Source organism: Rhizobium sp. CSW-27, assembly GCF_018760785.1.
Lineage (GTDB): Bacteria > Pseudomonadota > Alphaproteobacteria > Rhizobiales > Rhizobiaceae > Neorhizobium.
Genome location: NZ_JAHHZO010000007.1, coordinates 268042 through 288674 on the forward strand (window position 1 = coordinate 268042; position 20633 = coordinate 288674).

The following is a 20633-nucleotide window of genomic DNA, read 5'->3' on the forward strand; positions in this document are numbered from 1 at the left end:
CGCATGTTGCGCAAGCCCCACCTGCGTAGCCCCACGGACGAGACGCTGCTGACCAAGCTGGTACTGATCGGCATCGGGGGCAGCTTTCTTGCGTTCTTCCTGTTCCTGCCGCTGATCGTCGTCTTCGTCGAGGCGTTTCGCAATGGGATCGGCCGGTACTGGGACGCGCTGGTCGAGCCGGATGCGGCGGCGGCGATCCGCCTGACACTCACGGTCGCGGCCATTGCCGTGCCGCTCAACCTCGTCTTCGGCGTGGCGGCAGCCTGGGCGATCGCCAAGTTCGAGTTCAGGGGCAAGGCCTTTCTGATCACGCTGATCGACCTGCCCTTCTCGATCTCGCCGGTGATTTCCGGTCTCGTCTACGTTTTGCTGTTCGGTAGCCAGAGCCTGCTTGGCCCCATCCTGAAGCGCTACGGCATCGAAATCCTGTTTGCCGTGCCAGGTATCGTGCTGGCGACCGTTTTCGTAACCTTTCCCTTCGTGGCGCGTGAGCTGATTCCGCTGATGCAGGACCAGGGCACGGGCGACGAGGAGGCAGCGCTCTCGCTTGGCGCCTCCGGCTGGCAGACCTTCCGGTTCGTGACGCTTCCCAACATCAAATGGGGACTACTCTACGGCGTGCTGCTCTGCAATGCGCGCGCGATGGGCGAATTCGGAGCGGTCTCGGTGGTCTCCGGCCATATCAGGGGCCTCACCAATACCATGCCGCTGCATGTCGAGATCCTCTACAACGAATACAACATGGCGGCCGCCTTCGCGGTGGCCTCGTTGCTTGCAGCGCTGGCGCTCGTCACGCTCGCCCTCAAGACCCTTCTGGAAATCCGCTTCGACGCCGGCAATGCCGGCGGACGCCGACACTGAAAGGCCTGAAAACATCATGGATGTTTCCGTTTCCCATGTGACCAAGGAATTTGCCCGCTTCCCGGCGCTGAACGATGTCTCGCTCGACATCCACTCGGGCGAACTGATCGCGCTGCTGGGGCCGTCAGGCTCAGGCAAGACGACGCTCTTGCGTCTGATCGCCGGGCTCGACCAACCGACAGACGGGCAGATCCTGTTCGGCGGCGAGGATGCCTCGCACAAAAGCGTTCAGGAGCGTAATATCGGCTTCGTCTTCCAACACTACGCGCTCTTTCGCCACATGACGGTGGCGGAAAACATCGGCTTCGGCTTGAAGGTCAGGCCGGCTGCAGCGCGCCCCCCGAAGACCGAGATTCGCCGACGCGTCGGCGAGCTGTTGGAAATGATACAGCTCTCAGGTCTTGAAAAACGCTATCCGAACCAGTTGTCCGGCGGTCAAAGGCAGCGCGTGGCTTTGGCGCGCGCCATGGCAATCGAGCCGCGCGTGCTGCTGCTCGACGAACCTTTCGGTGCATTGGATGCAAAAGTCCGCAAGGAATTGCGCAAATGGCTGCGCGACTTCCATGATCGAACCGGCCACACGACCGTCTTCGTCACGCATGACCAGGAGGAGGCGCTGGAACTGGCCGATCGGGTCGTCGTGATGAGCCAGGGCCGGATCGAGCAGGTCGGCTCTGCCGATGATGTTTATGACCGGCCGAGCTCCCCCTTCGTCCACCGCTTCATAGGCGAGGCGTCCGAGGTCGCGGTGCGGATGGAAGATGGCGAGGTTTGGATTGACGATCGCACCGTGGGCCTGAAGGCCGATGGAAACGGCCCGGCAAGGCTCTTCTTCCGCCCGCATGATCTGGAGTTGCTTACGGGTTGCGGCGGTTGCTTTGAAGGTGTGGTCGTGGGGAGCCGCCGCCTCGCCGGCGCCCGACGTCTGGAGGTGGAACTCGGTGGCGGCCGCCATCGCGTGGAGATCGACGTGCCCGTCGATCATCCGGCCGCCATGAAATCCGGGCTCAACTTCCGGCCACGCCACTGGCGGGTGTTTCCGGTTGCCGGTTAGGACTGCATTTCCCGTTCCGGGGAGGGGCTCGACGTCTGTCTTTCAACACGGTCTGCGGTGTGACATGCGGGGGTGCGAAGAAATCATCCGCAAGAATGCGCACTTCATCCGATTTCCGTTCGATTGTATCCATAATTTTAGAAAATAAATTGATTCTAAATTAGAAGGCCTGAGGAGATGGAAACGGCTCCAAACTACGAAAGAATCGGCTTCCTGGCAATCCTCGGGCTCTTCGCGATCCTGTACCTGCTCAACAGCGGCGCTCTGTAGGTGTTTAGTCCCGGCATTTGATGGTTCAATATTCAGCCAAGAATGGAGAGATGTGAGCTGCTGAGATTTCCTGATCGCAGTCGTGGCGTCAATGCAGTTTTATGGAAATATCGCTCTGCCGGGTGCATGGTTGTCTTCGCGTGTCCGACGTCAGGGCGCAGGTTCTTTGTGGCCGAACTGGCGCTTAAGCCAGATTCGGAAAAGAACCTCGGAGACCAATCAATTTTGCCGGGAATGCCGGTCGAAGCCTTCATCCGGACCGATGCGCGAACGCCGGCTTCTTTTCTGCTCAAGCCAATCGCTGGCTATTGGGCTTACGCCATGCGTGAAGAATGATTTTCCAATGTCCGCGTGATCTCATGCCGGCAGGGTGTCATAGTCGTCTGCCGCCGCCGGGAGACCGTTCCCGTTCAAAAGAATGTGGAGAAGATCGTCGGCGCTGTCATAGGTGGCGAAGCGGCGGGCTTTGGCTGGATCGGCATGCCATGCGGACTGCCGATCATCGGCATCCACGTAAGACGGTGCTGCTGCCTGTGCCTTTCCGGATGACATAGAGGGCATCGCGTTGGTTTCCCGCTGAACAACGGTTGGCGTGAACAGGGGCAGAACACTCATCCGCAGACACAAGGGCAAGATCGAACGTTGGCACCAGACGTTGAAGAATCGCATTCTGCTGGAAAACTACTTCTTCAAGGAAGACCTCGAAACCCAGATGGCGGCCTTCGTCGAGCATTACAATTACCGGCGATACCACGAAAGTCTCGCGGCAGCCGGAAGGGCTTCCGGCTAACCCGGTGGCACAGATGTTTCGGTGTGTTTCGGCGTGGCATTTGACACCACCATCGGCACCGACGGCTGACCCCGCCACGCCGAAGAAAAGGCAAATTGATCAGCGTGTTGACCTGTACCGACCGGGGTCAGTCTCCCGCGCCGAAAGGGGTCAAACGTTAATGCTTAATCACAGTTACTGTCCTTCAGGGCATCCAAAGGACCCTCGAGAGCCGTTCTTGGCGCAACCAGTTGCGGCTCGACCAGGATGATATGCGGCCCCGTTTCTTCCGACTCCAGGAGTTCGAACCCCTTCTCTAGCATTTCGGAGATGTTCGGCCGGATCATGTAGACGGGAAAAGGCAGGAAGGAACCGAACGGATCATAGTCAAAACAGCCAACGACGATATCCCCGAAGGCTTCACCGTCATGTTTGCCCATGAAGCGCAGGAGGCCCTCGAAGTTGATCGAGGAATTGATGAAAAAGCACCGCGGCAATCGGCCGTGGCGATCGTAAAAGCGCTCAAACGCGAGAGCGGTCATGCTTGGTGAATAGCCTGTGCTTTCCGTGTCGTTACCGGTTGCGGTGCCGAAGATCTCGGCCTTGGCCGCATGGAAACCGATGATGCGCTCCCGGCTTGCGTGGTCGTCGCGGCCGCCGAACATATAGACATCATCCGGGCTCAGCGGCCCGGTTTGCTGGGCATGGCGAATGATCGCCGCGGTGAGAGCCCTGGCACCCTGACGATTTTCGGAGATGACCGAACTGGCCAATTTTCCCGGCAGGTCGATGTTGACGTGCGGAATGCCCGCCCGCGCGCACACTTTATGGACGCCATCAGGATCAGTCGCACCCGCGATGAACAATGAATCGATCGAATAAGCGACGAGTGACTCCGCCACACGACGCTCTTCTTCCGGATCGCGCCGTCCGGAGACCACCACTGGCAGAAGGCCGCGCTGGCGCGCCTGCGCTTCGAATGTCTGCGCCATGGAAGAGAAGAAGCGTGTGTCGTAGACCGGAAGAAGCAGGCCCGCCAGCCCTGAGCGCGAACTGCGCAACGCCCGCGCCTGCTGGTTGGCCGTGTATCGCAACTCTTCGGCAAGGGAGATAATTCTCCTCGCTGTTTCCTCCGAAATCCGCCGCTTGCGCCATGTGCCATTCAGCACCGCACTGACGGTGGATGCCGACGCGCCCGACTGGATCGAGAGATCGTAAATCGTTGCTTTCTTTTGTTCGTTTTCGCTCATGCCGGAATCTCCCCGCTCCTGGCATTTTGTAGATCACTGGCCCTCTTGACGAAAGTCCGTTGGGTGATAATGTAATTGCACCATCGATTGTGCAAGAGAGAAATATCGATTGTGCAGGTGGTTCGCTAGAGGAGCGACGAGGGAGGAGCCTGTATCGGGTTCAAAGGGTTTGTCCGGAGCAAATGCTTTTGCCGGCATTCCTTTCCGCGTCAGGGGATATTCAGAGGAGGAGAACCCCATGAAGAGAATTCTTGCAGCCGCGCTCGGCGTTTCGCTGGCGCTTTTCGCATCCACCGCATCTTTCGCCGCCGAAACGAAGATCGGCGTCGTCGTCAAGATCGGTGGTATTCCGTGGTTCAACGCCATGGAGGCAGGCATCAAGGAACAGAGCGCCAAGCTTGGCGTCAATGGTTTCATGGTCGGGCCGACCAGCGCTGACCCGGCCCTTCAGGTGCGTGCCATCGAAGACCTGATTGCCCAGAAGGTCGATTTCATCGGCGTTGTGCCGAACGACGCCAAGGTGCTGGAGCCGGTCCTCAAGAAGGCGCAGGCCGCGGGCATCAAGGTCATCACCCATGAATCGCCAAATCAGGCGGGTGCGGACTGGGATTTCGAGCTGGCTTCCGCCAAGGGCTTCGGGGAGGCGCATGGCAAGCTTCTGGCAGAGAAGATGGGCGGCAAGGGTTCCTATGCCGTCTTCGTCGGTTCACTGACGGTCCCGCTGCACAATGCCTGGGCCGATGCCGCGATTGCCTACATCAAGGCGAACTATCCCAACATGAAGCTGATCGGCGATCGGTACGGCGTTGCTGAAGATCTCGACAAGAGCCGCTCGACCGCCCTTGACCTGATGTCTGCCAACCCCGATCTCGCGGGCTTCCTCGCGTTCGGTTCGCAGGGTCCGATCGGTGCCGGTCGCGCCGTCGAGGAGCGGCGCAAGGACGGCAAGGTCTTCGTCATCGGTCCGTTCTCGCCGGGGCAGGGCGCCAAGCTGATCAAGAGTGGTGCCCTGACGGGTGGCTTCATGTGGAATCCGAAACAGGCCGGGGAAGTCTTCGTGACGCTGGCGGATCGTATTGCCAAGGGGCAGACGCCGAAGGCCGGTGATACGATCGAGGGCCTTGGCACCATCAAGCCGGAGGGCAACACGATCGTTGTCGACCAGCTTCTGAAGATCGACAAGGAAAGCATCGACAAGTTGGTGTCCATGGGTCTCTGATCCTCCCGGAGACCGAGGGGGCTGCGCGGCACCACAGATCCGCGCAGCCCCAATCTCAAAAAAATCAAGCCGTCGGGATCAACCCGTCCAGAAGAGGAAACGCGCCATCATGAGTGCAGAACCGCTTCTCTCCCTGAAAAACATCAAGGTTACGTTCGGCGGCGTGCGCGCGCTGAAGGGGGTCTCTTTCGAGGTCAATGCGGGAGAAGTTCATTGCCTGGCCGGCGAAAACGGCTGCGGCAAGAGCACGCTGATCAAGGTGATCACGGGGGTCTACAAGCCGGAAGAGGGCGCGGAGATCGTCTTTGACGGAAAGCCCGTTTCCGCAATGACCCCGACGCTTGCCCAGTCCCTCGGGATCCAGGTGATCTGGCAGGATCTGGCCTTGTTTGGCGAAATGTCGGTTGCCGAGAATATTGGCTTTCAGCTGGCAGTCACCGGTACCTACGGCATGGTCGATAAGCACGCGATCGACGAGGCGGCCGAGAAGGCGTTGGCGCGGCTTGGAGTCCGTCTCGATATTCACAAGCCGTTGAAGGAACTTCCGATTGCCCAGCGGCAGATCGTGGCGATCGCCCGTGCTCTGGTCGGCGAAGCGCGCCTTGTGTTCATGGATGAACCGACTGCGTCGCTCACGCAGTCCGAAGCGGATTACCTGATCGAGATCGTGCGCAACCTGTCTGCCTCGGGCGTTGCGGTCGTCTTCGTGTCTCACCGCCTCGCGGAAGTGCTGGAGATCTCGCACCGTATCACTATCCTCCGCGATGGTTCGCTGGTCGGCGTCTATCCGGTCGAGGGCATGACGCAGTCGCGCGTGACGGAACTGATGACGGGCCGCAATTTCGACAGTGCCGTGATCGCTTCCGATCATGATGAAGCGCCGGTTGTGCTGTCTGTCCGCAATCTCACCCGGCATGGCGAATTCCGCAATGTCTCCTTCGACCTGCGCCGTGGCGAAACCCTCGGCATCACCGGCCTTCTGGGGGCAGGACGCACCGAACTTGCCCTGACGCTGTTTGGCATGCATCGGCCGCATGAAGGCGAAATCCTCCTGGAGGGGCAGAAAGTTGACTTCGCCTCCAATCGCGACGCCATCCGCGCAGGGGTCGCCTATCTCTCGGAGGACCGGCTGTCGCTCGGCCTCAACCAGCCGCAGTCGATCGCCGACAATCTGGTCATGGCATCGCTGGACCGCATTCTTTCTCACGGGCTCATCTCTCCGGCAAAAAAGAGGGATGTCGTGTCGCACTGGATCTCGGCGCTGGGCGTCAAGATCGGCACGCCGGATGACCCGATCCGCACCCTGTCTGGCGGCAACCAGCAAAGGGTGGCGATTGCCAAATGGCTGGCGATAAGCCCGAAGATCCTGATCCTCGATGCACCGACGGTCGGTGTCGATGTTGGCGCACGCGCCGGCATTTTCGAGATCGTTCGAAAACTCGCCGCCGAAGGCCTGTCGATCATCATCATCTCCGACGAACCGCCGGAAGTCTATTTCAATGCCGACCGCGTCATCCACATGGTGGAGGGGCGTCTCGAGGCTGTCTATGACCCGCGCCATACGTCGCTCAGCGAACTGGAGTCCGCCGTCTATGCGTAGGCTCGTCTCGTCTCACACCACCGAATTTGCGCTCTTGGCAGTCATGGTGCTGCTCTGCATCGGACTGTCCTTCGGTACGGACCGGTTTCTCACGGTGTCCAATGCCTTCGACGTTCTCAACGTATCGGCGGTCAACATCATCTTTGCTGTCGGATTGCTGGTCGTCCTGATCTCGGGCGGCATTGACATCTCCTTTGCGGTGGCCGCGTCCGTCGTCCAGTACGTGACAGTCCTGGCGCTCAGCGCCTTGGGTGGCGGCAACTGGGCAGAGGGATTCATAATCGCCGGCCTCGTCGGCATAGGTCTCGGATCGATCAACGCCTTCCTGATCTATCGCCTGCAAATCATCTCGATTGTCGCGACGATCTCGACCTTCAACATCTTCTTCGGCCTCCTGATGTTCTTCACCAAGGGCGTGTCGATCTACAATCTGCCGGACTGGCTCTCGAACCGCGTCGTCTTCTATGAGCGCGAAATGGCCGACGGTTCCTGGGTCGAGCTTACCCTGCCGGTGGTGGTGATGATCCTCTGCTGCATCGCGACCTGGTTCATGATGTCTCGGACAACGATCGGTCGCAAGCTTTACGCCTTCGGCGACAATCCCGAGGGCGCCCGTCGCTTCGGCATCAATATCGGCGCGATGCATGTCATCTCCTTCGGCTGGCTCGGGTTGATGGCGGGCATCGCCGGCCTCATGCAGGCGCATTATGCGCAGGAGGTCGTGCCCAATGCGCTCTATGGCCGCGAACTCGATGTTCTGGCTGCGACGGTACTCGGCGGCGCACGACTGGGCGGCGGCAAGGGGTCCGTCCTTGGCTGTGTGCTCGGGGTTCTTCTCGTCTCCATCACCCAGAACGGTCTCAACCTCATGGGTGTCTCGCCCTTTGCCTTCAAGATGATTGTCGGGGCCATCATCCTGGTCGCCATCACGCTGTCCTCCGCCCGGTTCGACAGACTTTTGCCGAATGCCATGAAGGCTTCGGCACGAAAGAGGAGCCAGCGTCCATGAAGACTTTCATTCAGACGTTCAACGCTAGGTTCGGCGCGGATATGGCCGGTCCTGTCGTTGCCTTCATTGCGGTGATGGTGATCTTCGGCTTGGCGGCAGACAACTTCCTGTCCATGGCGACCTTCGGGTCCGTGGCCTTTCAGCTTCCGGAACTGGGTTTGCTGACGCTGGCAATGCTGCTGCCGCTGCTGACCGGTGGCATCAATCTGTCGATTACCTTTGCTGCAAACCTCTCCGGTCTTGCCGCCGCCTGGGTTCTCCAGTCGCATGGAGGCGTCGATGCCTCCGCCGGCGTTTTCGCCCTCGCATGCGTTGCAGCACTGGTGACGGGTGGCGCAGCCGGCGCGCTGACCGGTGTCGCGATTGCCTATACAAGGGCGCATCCCATCCTCGTGACGCTGTCGATGATGATCTTTCTGCGCGGTCTCGGCGAGTTCCTGACGCGGGGCGGCGATGTCTCCGGGTTTCCGGACTACGTCGCGCCGATCGGCCACGGATCGCTGTTCGGCCTTCCGATCCCGCTTTTGATCTTCATCGTCTGCGTCGCCGTCTGGCACGTGCTGCTGACGCGCAGCAAGCTCGGTTTCGGCCTGCTGATGATCGGCTCCAACATGGAGGCCGCCGATTATTCCGGGTTGAACACGCGCAAGATCGTGGTGCTCGTCTATACCCTTTCGGGGATCATGTGCGCCATCGCCGGCATCATCATGCTGGCGCGCTTCAACTCCGTGCGCGTCGGCCATGGCGAATCCTACCTTCTCATCACTGTCCTTGCGGCATTCCTGGGCGGGATCAATCCGTTCGGCGGCTTCGGACGTGTTCTCCCGGTCTTCGTGGCGCTGATTGTCCTTCAGCTCCTGTCCTCCGGCCTGAACCTGATGGGCGCCAACCAGCACCTCGCAACCGCACTCTGGGGCGTGCTGATGATCGTGGTGATGGCGGCGCGGACCATCGTTTCGAAATTTCGTATCTTCACTGGAAAGAAGGTTTGACGTGCAGGGTTTTGGTATTCACGCCATGATGTGGACCACCGTGTGGGACCACGCGGGAGCAGAACGCGCCATTGCAGGTGCTGCCCACCACAGGCAGGATTTCATCGAGATCCCGCTTATCGATATCTCCTCGGTGGATGCGAAGCACAGCCGTGCCTTGCTGGAGAAACACGCGCTTCGCGCGGCCTGCTCTCTGGTGATGCCCGAGCCTGCATGGCCCTCCCGGCGGCCCGATGCTGCGATCGACCACCTCGAGGCTGCACTGGACACGGCCGCGAACATGGGGGCGGAGGCTTTGACCGGCGTCACCTTCGGCGGCACCAACGAACGGACGGGGTTCCCGCCGACTGAGGCGGAATATGACAACCTCACGCGCGCATTGGGTGTCGCTGCAAGGCATGCGAAGTCACTCGGGCTCCAGTTTGGCATCGAGGCGGTCAATCGCTATGAAAACCATCTGATCAACACCGCCGCACAGGCGGTGGCGCTGGTCGAGCGGATCGGCATGGATAACGTGTTTGTCCATCTCGACACCTTCCACATGACGATGGAGGAAAAGGGTGTCGCCAACGGCATCCTCGCCGCCCGCGACCACCTCAAATACATGCATCTGTCCGAAAGCGATCGCGGAACACCGGGTTACGGCAACGTACCTTGGGACCCCATCTTCGCAGCCCTTGCGGCCATCGGCTTCAAAGGCGCGCTGACGCTGGAAAGCTTTGCGGCCATGCCGGTCGAGATGGCTGGAGCCATTTCGACCTGGAGGCCGGTTGCGCGCGATGCGGATGAGGTATTCGAAAACGGCCTGTCCTTCATCCGCAACAAGGCCGTCCAGTATGGACTGGCGTGAATGCGCCGAACGCGGTGGGGAGTTCAAGCATGACTGAGAAGCGCGTGAACAGCATGGATGCAAACGCCAGGGAGATCGCTGCGGCAGCTGCCGAATGTTTCGCAAAGCTGGGATGCAGCCGCATTCTCGTGGCGATCGCCGGCGCTCCGGGTTCCGGCAAGTCGACGCTCGCGGAACAGGCCGTCCAGATGCTCACCGCAGAGCATGGTCTTCGTGCAGGACTCTTTCCCATGGACGGCTACCATTATGACGACGCCGTTCTGGAAGACATGGGACGCCGTCCGTTCAAGGGCGCCATTGATACCTTCGATGCGCATGGCCTGCGCCATATGCTGATGCGGCTGAAGGCGAACGAGGACGATGTCGTCGCCGTCCCCGTCTTCGACCGTTCCATCGAAATCGCCCGGGCCGGCGGCCGCCTTATCGCGCAATCGACGGAAGTCATCGTCTGCGAAGGCAACTATCTGCTTGCGCAGCAGCCCCCCTGGGACCGGCTGAAGCCAATCTTCGATCTCGCGATTTTTGTCGATGTCGATGTGGAAACGTTGCGTCATCGGCTTCAGGAGCGTTGGCGGGGCTTCGGCCTCGCCCCTCAGGACATCACCCGGAAAGTGGAGGAGAACGATCTGCCGAACGGTCTCTTCATCATGTCGAACAGCGCGGAACCGAATCTGCGCGTGAACAACGGTGCTTGAGGCTGCCAGGGCGCAGGCGAAACCACGCCGTGGCCACCAGGGACCTCGGGCATCCTCTCCAAGATTTGTTATCAAAAGGAGCCATCCATGAAACACGGAATCTATTACTCGTACTGGGAGCACGAATGGAGTGCGAAATTCGGCCCCTATATCGAGAAGGTCGCAAAGCTCGGCTTCGACGTAATCGAGGTCGCCGCGCACCATATCAACGAATACAGCGATGCCGAATTGGCCGCCATCCGGCAGAGCGCCATCGACAACAACATCATTCTGACAGCCGGGATTGGTCCGTCGAAAGCCAAGAACCTCGCATCGGCGGACGCGTCCGTGCGTGCCGCGGGCAAGGCCTTTTTCGAAAAGACCCTGACCAACGTCGCCAAGCTCGGCATCAGGACGATCGGGGGCGCGCTGCATTCGTATTGGCCGATCGATTATTCGCAGCCGGTTGACAAGGATGGGGATCGCGCGCGCGGCGTTGAAGGCATTCACGGCATCGCCGATTTTGCCAACAACCTCGGCATCAATCTGTGCATCGAGGTGTTGAACCGGTTCGAGAACCATGTGCTCAACACGGCGGCCGAAGGCGTCGCTTTCGTCGAGGATGTCGGCAAGCCGAACGTCAAGGTGATGCTCGACACCTTCCATATGAACATCGAGGAAGACAGTTTCGGCGATGCGATCCGCACGGCCGGCCCGCTGCTCGGTCATTTCCACACCGGCGAAAGCAATCGCCGCGTGCCTGGCAAGGGCCGCCTTCCATGGCATGAGATCGGCGCGGCTCTTCGAGAGATCAACTATACCGGCGCAGTCGTCATGGAACCCTTCGTCAAGACCGGCGGCACGATCGGCTCCGACATCCGGGTATGGCGCGATCTCACCAATGGCGCCGATGAGGCGAAGATGGATGAGGACGCACGCAATTCTCTCGCCTTTTCCCGTTTTGTCCTGGGCGGCTGATCCGCAGGCTTTCTGACCGGCGCCCCTTGTGCCAAGAGCCACGAGGGGCGCCGCACCATAGACCATCCCGTGACGAATAGTGTCTCGACATGTCGGGTTTCCGCCAGTCCGCTGGCGGAAGATTCTGGGGGCGCCGCTCTCCCGGTCGCGATAAGCTCCCGCGACCCGCAGGGGATTGGCCTAGAAATCCCGGATCTTTCGCAATTCCGCCTGCAGCGTGCGGAAGGCGTTGAAACGCTTATCGTGGATGGTGCGGATATCGCCGGAAGCAGGTTGATAGATGCGGCCCGGTTTGCTCAGCGCCTGCATGGCCTGCCTGAGGTTCTCAAAGGACTTCGCCGCCGTCGCGCCGAGCAAGGCTGCGCCCAGCAACACGGGTTCCGATGTTTGCGGCGCGATCACCGGTTTTCCGCTGGCATCCGCCAGAATCTGGCGGGTCAGATCATGCTGGCCTGCGCCGCCGCTGATGATGATCTGCTGCACCTCCGCCCCGGCTTCCTCCTGCGCCTCGATGATCTGACGAAGGCCATACCCGATGCCGCAAAGGCCGGCGACATAGAGTGCGACAAGACTGTCGAGATCCCGTTCCATGCCCAGGCCGGCAATCGCCGCGCGCGCCGCCGGATCGGCAAAGGGCGCGCGATTGCCGAGGAATTCCGGCACGACGTGAAGCCCACGTGCCAGCGAGACGACACGGGACGCGGACGATTGCGCTTCCACGGCCAGATTGGCAAGCATGACAGGCAGGGACAGCCCCTGAGCCTTCGCCCGTTCCCGTGCCTCGTGAAAGGCGGGATGGAAGCTGATCAATTGGTCGATAGCAGCGCCCGCCGCACTCTGCCCGCCTTCGTTCAGCCAGAGGCCCGGCACCATGGCAGAAAAATACGGCCCCCAGACGCCAGGCACGAACTTCGGGCTGCCGGTCGAGGTCAGGGTGCAGGATGACGTGCCGAACACATAGCCAAGATTGCGCTCCGGCGTTCCGCCGATGCCGACCGTTCCGATGCCGCCCGCATGCGCATCGATCATTCCGGCGGACACCGGTGTGCCTGGATTCAGGCCAAGCTCATGCGCTGCCGCCTCTGTCAGGCCGTTGCCGACGGCCGTGCCGGGTTCAACAATCTCCTGGCCGATCCGGGCGAAATCCTCGTCGGCCAGTTCCGCAAGTCCGATCTGGCGGAAGTAGGTGGGATCCCAGCGGTTTTCATGCGCAAGGTAGGTCCATTTGCAGGCCAGCGTGCAGGTGGAGCGTGCGAGGCTGCCCGTGGCCCTCCAGGTCAGGAAGTCCGCCAGATCGAAGAACTGCCAGGCCTGACGGAAGATCTGCGGCCGGTTCTCCTTCAGCCACAAGAGTTTCGGCGTCTGCATCTCGGGTGAGATGCGGCCGCCAACATAACGCAGCACACCATGGCCCAGCGCGTTGATACGTTCCGCCTGATCGACAGCCCGGTGATCCATCCAGACAATGATGTCGCGCGCGGAATTCTCGGAGGGGCCGATGGCGAGTGGATGCCCGCCTTCACCCAGGACGACGAGCGAGCAGGTCGCGTCAAACCCAAGGCCGGCAACCTGATCCGGGGAAACGTTTGCCTCACCAAGTGCGGTCTGAACCGCATGGCACACGGAGGCCCAGATATTGGCGCTGGATTGCTCGACCATATGCACATGATCGCGATAGATCTCGATATCGCGCTTGCCGGTTCCAAGGCATTTGCCTTCTTCATCGAAGACCCCGGCGCGGGCACTGCCCGTGCCGACATCCACCCCGATAAAGTACTTCGAACCGTTCATGCCTTGCTCCTCCGGATATGCGTGCAGTTTGGATCTGGCCTATAGATCGACGCTATTGGGCAGGATCACAAGGTCCCGGACCACCACATTGCGCGGACGAGACAACATGAAGAAGACAGCGTCCGCCACTTCCTGCGGCTGCATGAGACTGCCATTCGCCAACGCTTCCTCCATCTTCTCCTTCGGCCAGTCATCCAGAAGGGCCGTCACCACCGGACCAGGCAGAACGGCACCGACGCGAATGCCATGCTGCGACACCTGGCGGCGCACCGTATGCGCGAACGCCTGCACCGCGAATTTCGAGGCGGTGTAGATGGGTTCCCAGACGACGGGCACGACACCGGCGACGGAACTCGTGAAGAGGATGTCGCCGGACTTCTGGGCGATCATATGGGGCAGAACCGCATGAACGCTGCGGAAGGCGGCGTTGATGTTGAGGTTCAGCATCCGGTCCCAAGCATCCGGTTCGCCCTCCGCCACTGGCCCGCCGACATAGGCGCCCGCATTGGCATGGAAGATATCCAGCCGCCCTGCCACCTCCAGGATCTTGGGAAGAAGACCGGAGACCTGTGGCCCATCCAGCAGATCGACCACCGCCATGCGTGCGCGATCCCCCAGCTCCTCGCAAAGGGCTTTCAGCCTGTCCTCGGCACGATCCACGAGAACCACCGTTGCGCCTTCAGCGATCAGCTTCTTGGCACAGGACAAGCCAATGCCCGAAGCGGCCCCGGTGATGGCCGCGACCTTGCCGTCCATACTGTTCGTCATGATGAAACTCCCGTCGGAATGTCCCGTCGTCAATCGACAAGCCGGATCTGCAGCTTGACATCCTCAGGCAGACCCTTGGCGGCCCGCTCGAAGGCAGCGATGCTCTCGCTGAAATCGAAGGTGTCGGTAATCAGCGGTTTGAGGTCGACCTTGCCGGATGCGATCAGATTGACGGCGCGATCGAAGTTGTTGGCATAGCGGAAGACGGTCTCGATGCGCGCTTCCTTGAAGATCGAAGCGGGTACATCGAAGTTGACCGGCTCGATCGGCAGGCCCACCAGCACCAGCGCGCCGCCCGGGCGCATCAGATCGAAGATGTCCTGATACGCCTTCGGACTGCCGCTGGCTTCGAAGACGACATCCGCCCCCCAGCCGTCCGTTGCGTTCATCACGGCGTCGCGCAGCGAAGTCTGCGTGATGTTGACCGGTGTGATGCCGGCATATTGACCGGCGATGTTCAGTTTCGGCGCGCTGAGATCCGCGATGATCACACGCGAGCAGCCCCCCGCAAGGGCCGCGATGGCGGTCATGATGCCGATCGGGCCGCAGCCGATCACCACCGCAACGTCACCGGGTGTAATTCGTGCGCGGGTGGCGGCCTGCATGCCGACAGCGAAGGGCTCGATCATCGCACCTTCGGCAAACGAGACATTGTCCGGCAGCTTGTAGGTGAAGGCTGCCGGGTGCACCACTTCTGGCGTCAGCACGCCGTGAATGGGGGGCGTTGCCCAGAAGCGCACGTCAGGATCGACGTTATAAATGCCAAGCTTGGACGCACGCGATTCCATGTTGGGAATTCCCGGTTCCATGCAGACCCGGTCTCCGACCCGCAGGGTCCTGACGTTGGAGCCGACTTCGATTACTGTGCCTGCCGCTTCGTGGCCGAGCACCATCGGCTCTCGCACGACAAATGCACCGATGGCGCCATGCGTATAATAATGCACGTCGCTGCCGCACACGCCGACGGTGTGGATGGCGATCTTCACGTCGGTGGGACCGACCTTGGAGGGAAGCTCGATATCACGCAGCGACAGCTCGCCTTTGCGTTCCAGAACCAGAGCCTTCATGTTCGTTTCCTTTGTGTCAAAGCGCCAACCCGTCCGGGGTGAAGAGATAGATGTGGCGCGGATCGATCCCTGCTGCCATCTGGTCACCTGGTGTCAGGTCCGGTCGGCCATTGGTCAGGATGGTGACGGCTTCCTCACCCGTCCGGGCATAAATTTGCGTGGAGCCACCGAGGTTTTCGGCAAAGTCGACCGTCAGGCGGAGAAGGGGAGCGGGGGCTGCCACATCCAGATGTTCCGGCCGAAGGCCGACCAGAAGTTTGTCTCCCACCTTTGCCTTGCTGGCGGAGCCGTGGGCAAGCGACAGGCTTTCACCGGCAAAGGCTGGATGCGACAGCTGAAGACTGGAGGCATCTGCGCCCGTGACCTTTGCCGTGAGGAAGTTCATCTTGGGCGAACCGATGAAACCGGCCACGAAGGTATTGGCCGGGCGGTCGTACAGTTCGGTCGGTGAGCCGATCTGCTCCACCAGCCCCGCCCGCAGCACGACGATGCGATCTGCGAGCGTCATCGCTTCCACCTGGTCGTGTGTCACGTAAACCATGGTGGCGCCGAGATTGCGATGCAGCTTGGCGATCTCGACGCGCATCTGGCTGCGCAATTCGGCATCCAGGTTCGACAGCGGTTCGTCGAACAGGAAGATTTTCGGATTGCGGACAATCGATCGGCCGATCGCGACACGCTGGCGCTGCCCGCCGGACAGTGCCCGCGGCTTGCGCTCCAGCAGGGGTTCGATCTGCAGAATGCGGGCAGCTTCCGCCACCCGGCGCTTGATCTCGTCTTCCGAAAGCTTGGCCATGCGCAGGCCGAACGCCATGTTCTCGAACACGCTCATGTGCGGATAGAGCGCATAGGACTGGAAGACCATGGACACTTCGCGCTTGGCGGGCTCTTCATAGGTCACATCCTTGCCATCGATGGACAGCGTGCCGGACGTGACGTCCTCAAGCCCGGCGATCATCCTCAACAGCGTCGATTTTCCGCAGCCGGACGGACCGACGAAAACGACGAACTCCCCCTTGGAGGCCGAAATATTCACACCCTTGATGACGCTCAGTTCCCCGAACGTCTTCTTGATGTTGTCCAACTGCAGGAAAGTCATCGTCTCGTTACTCCCACTTCTTCGATGCCGGGGCAGGGCCGCCAGCCTCGCCTTGTCTATTGGCTTTTGTTGTGTGTCTGGATCTCGTCCCGCAGCAGGCCGGCTGCACAGTTTTCATCCGTAACCAGGCGCTTGACATAGCCGCCGCGCAGAATGGCGCGGATGATATCGACCTTGTACCAGCCGCCGGAGGCGAGGATCGAATGCCGGACGGATTTCAACTGCTCCGGCGTCAGCGAAAGCACGCGCTCATTCAAGGGATGATCGACCGGCTGACCGTTGGCATCCAGAAAGACGCCGAGCAGATCGCCCACTGCACCCGCCGAAAGCAGACCGTCCAGATTTTCGGAGACGGTGGGTGTCTGTACCAGCAACGAGCGCGCGGTCATGTCGCCGCAGGACACGAGCGCCACATCGACCGCCCGGGCACGGCGCATGGTTTCGCGGATGCCATGATGAGAAAGAAGGGCCTCCCGGCTTTCCACCGAAGGGAAATAGAGAGGCGCCGTGAGGTACCAGCACTCGGCGGAAATCGCACGCGCATAGCCGGTCGCAACCTCGAAGGTGCTGGAGCCGGAACCGCGCGTCAGACCGCCCATGAGCGAGGTCACCCAGCTATCGGGCAGGGGGCGCGGGGTCAGCCGCTTGAGACCGGCGGTGAGGGTTTTCCCCCAGCCGACACCCAGCCCCATGCCATCTTGCAGCAACCGATCCAGAACTCCGCCCGCCGCATCGCCGATGGCGCGCTGGTTTTCGGCCTCGTCCGGCAGGGTTGGGATGACTGAGACCTCTTCCAGCCCGTAACGCGCCTGCACCTTCTTCTCAAGCTCGATGCAATTGGCCATGGGCAGACGGATATCCACCACCACCGAGCCATCGGTGCGCAATTGCCCGAGCGTCTTGTTGACGCGCAGACGGGTCAGCCCCAACTGGTCGGCAATTTCCTGCTGGGTCAGGCCGCCGATGAAATAGAGCCATGCCACGCGTGCACGGATCTGCTGCGCGTCCATGTCTTCGATCGGCGTTGGCGGCGTATCTGGTCCCTTGGGCGGCATGCTGTGTCGTCTCCTTGATTTCAGGCAAAGGCCTGCTTGAGAGACGCGGCCGATGCCTTCAGTGCTTCCAGTAGGGATATGCTATCCCGTTCAAACGGGTAGAACACTTCAAGGAATACCGGAGATTGTGCAAGTCCTGTCCGTGCAAGGAGCGCCCGGGCTTCGGCGGGGTCGACCCGGCCCTTCTCGGTGAAATCCCAATGCCGGTCGAACTGGAAGTCTGTCTGCTGGATGTGAACCGCACCGATGACATCGTGCAACTCAGTGAACCACGGCTCCATCGTGTCGGCCTGCGGCCCGTAGAGTGGCTGGAACGTGCCGTGGCCCCAGTCGACACACAGACGCCACGGAGTCGCGCTGCCAGCAGCATCGGTCATCATCTGGCGGGCCTGCTCAATGGTCCACGGCCATTCACGTCGCATCGGCGTCGGTTCGACGTAAAGCTCCGACAGGCCCACGGCCTTGGCCTTGTTGCCAAGCCGCAACATGCGCTCCACGAGGTCGGCATAGTCCCGCTCATCGATGGCGTCGGCCTCCTTTCCATCCGTGCGTGAGGCGATGGCGCCAAGCGGCCCGCCAACGCCTGGAATGCCGGCCTCGGCTGCAAAACCATAGGCGCGCTCCAGCCAGGTTTCGGCGACGCGGCGCACCTCCTCATCCGGATGCAGCAATTGGTTGAAGGTGTAGTGCGCCAGCCCGATAAAGGCGCTGTGAATTGTGATCCCGTGGTCGTCGGCAGCCTTTCTCACCTCTCGCGCATGGCGGGAAAGCACGGAAGCAGGCCACATCGGATCGACCAGATCGAAGGAAAACTGGATGAGGTCGAGGCCCAGTTGATCGCGAACCACAGGAGCCCAGCGGTCCGGCGTGATCCAGCGCTTGACGCAAAAGGAGAGATTGATCCCCGGATTGGTGCCGTTCCGCTGGCTCATTTCGTCGCTCCCATGGTCAGGCCGCGCACCATGTGACGCGAGACGATCAGCGCGAAGATCGTCACCGGCAGAACGATGACCGTGCCGGTCGCCATGATCTTGCCCCAGGGCAATTCGTAACCGGACATGAAGCTGGTTGCGACAACGGGGGCGGTTTGCACGTCGCGGCGCGTCAGGACCAGCGCATAAAGAAGCTCGTTCCACGAAAAGATGAAGGAGAAGATCGCGGAGACGGCAATGCCCGGTGCGCCGAGCGGCAGGTAGATCTTGCGGAAGATCGTGAACTGATCGGCACCATCCAGACGCGCGGCCTGTTCCAGGTCCGGTGGAATGGACTTGAACTGGTCGGTACAGATCCACACCACGATCGGAAGGTTGAACGTCAGGTAGATCAGGATCAGCACCAGATGCGTGTCGAGCATCTTCAACTGCAAGGCCAGAATATAGACCGGCAGGGCGAGAACGATCGGGCTCGTCATGCGGTTCGAGATGAACCAGAACCAGAGGTCGGATTTGCCGCGAAAATCATAGCGTGCCAGCGCAAAGGCGGCCGGTGCGCCGAGAAGCACGGCCAGCGCCGTGGTCGCGGTCGCGATGATCAGTGAATTGCCGACGGCCCCGATCACCTTCGAATCCGCAAAAATTTCTCGGTAATGATCGAGCGTCGGCGTGAACAGCCAGACCGGTGGCGAAGCAAGAATATCCGCCTGCGTTTTGAAGCTAGCCGAGACCATCCAGTAGAAGGGAAACAAGGTGAAGAGGATGACCGCCGTCAGCCCGAGGGCGTGCAGGATGTTGCCGGACGAGAGACGCATCAGTTCACCTCCTTGTAGAGGACGCGGATGTAAAGACGGCTGAGCAGGATCGTGATGACCAACAGCAGGATGGCCTGTGCCGAGGCGGTGCCGAGATCGAAGACACGAAAGCCGACACGCTGGATGTAGACCGACACCAGATCGGTTGCGGAACCCGGTCCGCCACGCGTCATCACGAACACCATGTCGAAGAGTTTCAGCACATCGGCCGAGCGCAGGATCAGGAGTGCGGTCAGGCCGGGCATCAGGTAGGGCAACTGGACATGCTTCAACAGCGCCCACTTCGACGAGGTTTCCAGCCGCGCCGCTTCTTCGATCTCACCCGGAACCATCGAAAGTCCGGCAAGGAAGATGAGCGCGCAGAAGGGTGTCCACTGCCAGATATCCATGATGACGATCGCGGCGAAGGCGCCGGCCTGCGACCCCAGCCAGTCGAGCGGTCCAAGCCCAAACACAGCGAGAAACCAGTTGGCGACGCCGAAATCGCGGTTGAAGATCAGGCGCCCGATGAGGCCGACCACGGCGTAGGTGGTCGCGAGCGGCACAACGAGCGTCACCCGCGCCAGTGATTTCAGGAAACCCATGCCGGTCTTGTGCAGGAGGAGTGCAATCATCAGCCCAAGCGCAATCTGGATCGGCAGAACCGTGACGTAGAATTTTGCCGTCAGGAACAGCGAGGCCCAGAAGGTGCTGTCGGTCAGCACGGATACATAGTTGTCGAGGCCGACGAACGGAAATCCGTCGCGGGGGCGTGCAATGTTGTAGCGCCGGAACGACGTGACCACCGCAAACAGGGTCGGATAGATGCCGATGATGAACAAGGTCAGGACTGCGGGTGCCAGAAACCAGAAGGGTGTCCAGCGGCGATAGCCGCGGTTGGGTCTCATGTTCGGCCCGGAGGTCGTCCTCGTCATCGGGTGTTCCTCTTCATGCCCTTGCATATGCGTTATTCGAGATTGGTGTGGTTGGCCCGCATGGCGTCGGGCGTGACCTGCAGCCTGTCGCGCAGGACAAGCACCAGCAGTTCGAAGGCGACGTAGAGAGCGCCCTCATACAGGGAGCCCATGGGGAGGACCGAGGTGGCTGTTTCCCCTTGATCGTTCGCCATGGTCTGGGCCGGGACGTGCAGGACGGTATCCGCCTGTTCGGCAGCGCCGCCGGACGGCTGCGCTGTGACGACAAGCACGCGTGCACCGGCGTCCTTCGCCACGCCGATCAATGCCGAAACGGTGGAGAAGTTTCCGGGACCTGCCGAGACGACCAGCAGGTCGCCTTTGGTCACCGGTGGCGTTGTCATGTCGCCCACCACGGTCGAACGAAGGCCGAGGTGAAACAGACGCATCGCCAGTCCCTTGATCTGCAGGCCCTCGCGGCCGACGCCGTACAGTGCGATCTGCCGGGCGCTGGCGATCTCGCTGACGGCAGCCTCGAACTGCGCGTTGTCGATCGTCGCCAGGCAGGTGCCAAGTTCGGCCAATGCCTTTGCGTGAAGGTGAAGCATGGTTCCACTCTCGTCGTCTAGAAAAGGCGGGTAGATGGTCGTGAAGGAACGGCGTCCCTTGGGCACACGACCATCTACC

The 20633-nt window shown here is 61.0% G+C and carries 21 protein-coding genes and 1 pseudogene; 11 read left to right on the forward strand and 11 right to left on the reverse strand.

Annotated elements, in window-relative coordinates; all coding sequences use genetic code 11:
* Window positions 1-3: 3 nt before the first annotated feature.
* The 3 genes from cysW (at window position 4) to KLP42_RS15680 (ending at window position 2521) form a co-directional block, all read left to right on the forward strand.
* Window positions 4-861, forward strand: coding sequence for a sulfate ABC transporter permease subunit CysW (gene cysW / locus KLP42_RS15670; RefSeq protein ID WP_252193045.1), 858 nt, complete (start codon window positions 4-6; stop codon window positions 859-861).
* A 16-nt stretch (window positions 862-877) separates the two neighbouring features.
* Window positions 878-1915 carry a sulfate/molybdate ABC transporter ATP-binding protein gene (locus KLP42_RS15675; RefSeq protein ID WP_215567867.1) on the forward strand — a complete coding sequence of 346 codons (1038 nt, stop codon included), beginning with the start codon at window positions 878-880 and terminating at the stop codon, window positions 1913-1915.
* A 396-nt stretch (window positions 1916-2311) separates the two neighbouring features.
* Window positions 2312-2521 carry a beta-barrel domain-containing protein gene (locus KLP42_RS15680; RefSeq protein WP_502941307.1) on the forward strand — a complete coding sequence of 70 codons (210 nt, stop codon included), beginning with the start codon at window positions 2312-2314 and terminating at the stop codon, window positions 2519-2521.
* Window positions 2522-2542: 21 nt separating this feature from the next.
* Here the strand turns inward: KLP42_RS15680 and KLP42_RS15685 are convergent, their stop codons facing one another.
* Entirely contained in the window at window positions 2543-2800 is a 258-nt protein-coding gene (locus tag KLP42_RS15685) for a hypothetical protein (RefSeq protein WP_215567873.1), read from the reverse strand.
* Between KLP42_RS15685 and KLP42_RS15690 the strand changes: the two are divergent.
* Window positions 2783-2948: pseudogene (locus tag KLP42_RS15690) on the forward strand (integrase core domain-containing protein); the annotation flags it as partial. The gene KLP42_RS15685 and the pseudogene KLP42_RS15690 sit on opposite strands and share 18 nt — an antisense overlap.
* Before the next feature lie 191 nt (window positions 2949-3139).
* Here KLP42_RS15690 and KLP42_RS15695 read toward each other — a convergent pair.
* Window positions 3140-4204 (reverse strand): LacI family DNA-binding transcriptional regulator, encoded by a 1065-nt coding sequence (locus KLP42_RS15695; RefSeq protein ID WP_215567726.1) that lies wholly within the window; start codon window positions 4202-4204, stop codon window positions 3140-3142.
* A 238-nt stretch (window positions 4205-4442) separates the two neighbouring features.
* On the opposite strand from KLP42_RS15695, the gene KLP42_RS15700 reads away from it, so the two are divergent.
* The 7 genes from KLP42_RS15700 to KLP42_RS15730 all read left to right on the forward strand — a co-directional run bounded on the left by KLP42_RS15700 (window position 4443) and on the right by KLP42_RS15730 (window position 11526).
* On the forward strand, window positions 4443-5423 hold the full coding sequence (locus tag KLP42_RS15700) for an autoinducer 2 ABC transporter substrate-binding protein (protein WP_215567728.1): 981 nt from the start codon (window positions 4443-4445) through the stop codon (window positions 5421-5423).
* 109 nt (window positions 5424-5532) lie between these two features.
* Window positions 5533-7023: a sugar ABC transporter ATP-binding protein gene (locus KLP42_RS15705; RefSeq protein WP_215567731.1), complete on the forward strand. Its 1491-nt coding sequence runs from the start codon at window positions 5533-5535 to the stop codon at window positions 7021-7023.
* Window positions 7016-8032 carry an ABC transporter permease gene (locus KLP42_RS15710; RefSeq protein WP_215567733.1) on the forward strand — a complete coding sequence of 339 codons (1017 nt, stop codon included), beginning with the start codon at window positions 7016-7018 and terminating at the stop codon, window positions 8030-8032. The genes KLP42_RS15705 and KLP42_RS15710 overlap by 8 nt, the downstream gene beginning before the upstream one ends.
* Window positions 8029-9024 (forward strand): ABC transporter permease, encoded by a 996-nt coding sequence (locus tag KLP42_RS15715; RefSeq protein ID WP_215567735.1) that lies wholly within the window; start codon window positions 8029-8031, stop codon window positions 9022-9024. The genes KLP42_RS15710 and KLP42_RS15715 overlap by 4 nt, the downstream gene beginning before the upstream one ends.
* Before the next feature lies 1 nt (window position 9025).
* The gene (locus KLP42_RS15720; RefSeq protein WP_215567738.1) at window positions 9026-9874 is read left to right on the forward strand and encodes a sugar phosphate isomerase/epimerase family protein; all 849 of its coding nucleotides are present in this window, start codon (window positions 9026-9028) and stop codon (window positions 9872-9874) included.
* A gap of 44 nt (window positions 9875-9918) precedes the next feature.
* A complete protein-coding gene (locus tag KLP42_RS15725; RefSeq protein WP_215567869.1) occupies window positions 9919-10569 on the forward strand; it encodes a nucleoside/nucleotide kinase family protein in 651 nt (216 codons plus the stop codon).
* 87 nt (window positions 10570-10656) lie between these two features.
* Window positions 10657-11526 (forward strand): D-psicose 3-epimerase, encoded by an 870-nt coding sequence (locus tag KLP42_RS15730; protein WP_215567740.1) that lies wholly within the window; start codon window positions 10657-10659, stop codon window positions 11524-11526.
* A 180-nt stretch (window positions 11527-11706) separates the two neighbouring features.
* Here the strand turns inward: KLP42_RS15730 and KLP42_RS15735 are convergent, their stop codons facing one another.
* Genes KLP42_RS15735 through KLP42_RS15775 form a run of 9 tightly spaced genes read right to left on the reverse strand, consistent with a single transcriptional unit; the run spans window position 11707 to window position 20554 of the window.
* Entirely contained in the window at window positions 11707-13317 is a 1611-nt protein-coding gene (locus tag KLP42_RS15735) for an FGGY-family carbohydrate kinase (RefSeq protein WP_215567743.1), read from the reverse strand.
* A gap of 39 nt (window positions 13318-13356) precedes the next feature.
* Window positions 13357-14085 (reverse strand): SDR family oxidoreductase, encoded by a 729-nt coding sequence (locus tag KLP42_RS15740; protein ID WP_215567745.1) that lies wholly within the window; start codon window positions 14083-14085, stop codon window positions 13357-13359.
* A 29-nt stretch (window positions 14086-14114) separates the two neighbouring features.
* Entirely contained in the window at window positions 14115-15152 is a 1038-nt protein-coding gene (locus KLP42_RS15745) for an NAD(P)-dependent alcohol dehydrogenase (RefSeq protein WP_215567747.1), read from the reverse strand.
* A gap of 16 nt (window positions 15153-15168) precedes the next feature.
* Window positions 15169-16251 (reverse strand): ABC transporter ATP-binding protein, encoded by a 1083-nt coding sequence (locus KLP42_RS15750; RefSeq protein WP_215567749.1) that lies wholly within the window; start codon window positions 16249-16251, stop codon window positions 15169-15171.
* A 56-nt stretch (window positions 16252-16307) separates the two neighbouring features.
* Window positions 16308-17306, reverse strand: coding sequence for a sugar-binding transcriptional regulator (locus tag KLP42_RS15755; protein ID WP_215567751.1), 999 nt, complete (start codon window positions 17304-17306; stop codon window positions 16308-16310).
* A gap of 20 nt (window positions 17307-17326) precedes the next feature.
* Window positions 17327-18238 carry a sugar phosphate isomerase/epimerase family protein gene (locus tag KLP42_RS15760; RefSeq protein ID WP_215567753.1) on the reverse strand — a complete coding sequence of 304 codons (912 nt, stop codon included), beginning with the start codon at window positions 18236-18238 and terminating at the stop codon, window positions 17327-17329.
* Complete coding sequence (locus KLP42_RS15765; protein WP_215567755.1) at window positions 18235-19053, reverse strand: carbohydrate ABC transporter permease; 819 nt, start codon at window positions 19051-19053, stop codon at window positions 18235-18237. Before KLP42_RS15765 ends, KLP42_RS15760 begins: the two co-directional genes overlap by 4 nt.
* Window positions 19053-19967, reverse strand: a complete 915-nt coding sequence (locus KLP42_RS15770) for a carbohydrate ABC transporter permease (protein ID WP_215567757.1) — start codon at window positions 19965-19967, stop codon at window positions 19053-19055. Before KLP42_RS15770 ends, KLP42_RS15765 begins: the two co-directional genes overlap by 1 nt.
* Window positions 19968-19999: 32 nt before the next feature.
* The gene (locus KLP42_RS15775; RefSeq protein WP_215567760.1) at window positions 20000-20554 is read right to left on the reverse strand and encodes an SIS domain-containing protein; all 555 of its coding nucleotides are present in this window, start codon (window positions 20552-20554) and stop codon (window positions 20000-20002) included.
* Between the last annotated feature and the right edge of the window lie 79 nt (window positions 20555-20633).

Bases quoted from the DNA above. Each gene is read 5' to 3' on its own strand.
- cysW (WP_252193045.1), top strand. From the start codon at position 4: ATGTTGCGCAAGCCCCACCTGCGTAGCCCCACGGACGAGACGCTGCTG.
- KLP42_RS15675 (WP_215567867.1), top strand. From the start codon at position 878: ATGGATGTTTCCGTTTCCCATGTGACCAAGGAATTTGCCCGCTTCCCG.
- KLP42_RS15680 (WP_502941307.1), top strand. From the start codon at position 2,312: ATGGTTGTCTTCGCGTGTCCGACGTCAGGGCGCAGGTTCTTTGTGGCC.
- KLP42_RS15685 (WP_215567873.1), bottom strand. From the start codon at position 2,800: ATGAGTGTTCTGCCCCTGTTCACGCCAACCGTTGTTCAGCGGGAAACC.
- KLP42_RS15695 (WP_215567726.1), bottom strand. From the start codon at position 4,204: ATGAGCGAAAACGAACAAAAGAAAGCAACGATTTACGATCTCTCGATC.
- KLP42_RS15700 (WP_215567728.1), top strand. From the start codon at position 4,443: ATGAAGAGAATTCTTGCAGCCGCGCTCGGCGTTTCGCTGGCGCTTTTC.
- KLP42_RS15705 (WP_215567731.1), top strand. From the start codon at position 5,533: ATGAGTGCAGAACCGCTTCTCTCCCTGAAAAACATCAAGGTTACGTTC.
- KLP42_RS15710 (WP_215567733.1), top strand. From the start codon at position 7,016: ATGCGTAGGCTCGTCTCGTCTCACACCACCGAATTTGCGCTCTTGGCA.
- KLP42_RS15715 (WP_215567735.1), top strand. From the start codon at position 8,029: ATGAAGACTTTCATTCAGACGTTCAACGCTAGGTTCGGCGCGGATATG.
- KLP42_RS15730 (WP_215567740.1), top strand. From the start codon at position 10,657: ATGAAACACGGAATCTATTACTCGTACTGGGAGCACGAATGGAGTGCG.
- KLP42_RS15735 (WP_215567743.1), bottom strand. From the start codon at position 13,317: ATGAACGGTTCGAAGTACTTTATCGGGGTGGATGTCGGCACGGGCAGT.
- KLP42_RS15740 (WP_215567745.1), bottom strand. From the start codon at position 14,085: ATGACGAACAGTATGGACGGCAAGGTCGCGGCCATCACCGGGGCCGCT.
- KLP42_RS15745 (WP_215567747.1), bottom strand. From the start codon at position 15,152: ATGAAGGCTCTGGTTCTGGAACGCAAAGGCGAGCTGTCGCTGCGTGAT.
- KLP42_RS15750 (WP_215567749.1), bottom strand. From the start codon at position 16,251: ATGACTTTCCTGCAGTTGGACAACATCAAGAAGACGTTCGGGGAACTG.
- KLP42_RS15755 (WP_215567751.1), bottom strand. From the start codon at position 17,306: ATGCCGCCCAAGGGACCAGATACGCCGCCAACGCCGATCGAAGACATG.
- KLP42_RS15760 (WP_215567753.1), bottom strand. From the start codon at position 18,238: ATGAGCCAGCGGAACGGCACCAATCCGGGGATCAATCTCTCCTTTTGC.
- KLP42_RS15765 (WP_215567755.1), bottom strand. From the start codon at position 19,053: ATGCGTCTCTCGTCCGGCAACATCCTGCACGCCCTCGGGCTGACGGCG.
- KLP42_RS15770 (WP_215567757.1), bottom strand. From the start codon at position 19,967: ATGACGAGGACGACCTCCGGGCCGAACATGAGACCCAACCGCGGCTAT.
- KLP42_RS15775 (WP_215567760.1), bottom strand. From the start codon at position 20,554: ATGCTTCACCTTCACGCAAAGGCATTGGCCGAACTTGGCACCTGCCTG.